Origin of the sequence: Pseudoalteromonas sp. GW168-MNA-CIBAN-0100 (genome assembly GCF_040309225.1) — a bacterium.
GTDB lineage: Bacteria > Pseudomonadota > Gammaproteobacteria > Enterobacterales > Alteromonadaceae > Pseudoalteromonas > Pseudoalteromonas arctica.
Genome location: NZ_JBEOOL010001127.1, coordinates 1 through 235, shown reverse-complemented (window position 1 = coordinate 235; position 235 = coordinate 1). Strand labels below are relative to the sequence as shown.

At 34.5% G+C, this 235-nt stretch carries 1 pseudogene; it reads right to left on the bottom strand.

Features of this window, described 5'->3' with window-relative positions:
* Positions 1–42 precede the first annotated feature (42 nt).
* Positions 43–235, bottom strand: a pseudogene (locus tag AAEY62_RS24885) (VOC family protein); the annotation flags it as partial.

Genomic DNA, 235 nt, shown 5'->3' with positions numbered 1-235 from the left:
ATATTATTGCCATAAAAAATGCTCATCAGGAGCGATTTTAATTTAGCTCTTTTTGGCTGTATGCGAGCCTAATAATACCTGCGGATACACAGTTTTAATCTGCGTATAGTCATGAGAGGTAATTTCATGGCTATTTCCGCTGTTATCTTTAAAATAAATTGAAAACGTACCGCCGTGATCAGCTAATACTGTTTTAATATTTAGGTGTTCAAAATGCTCAAGCCATGCAATAAAT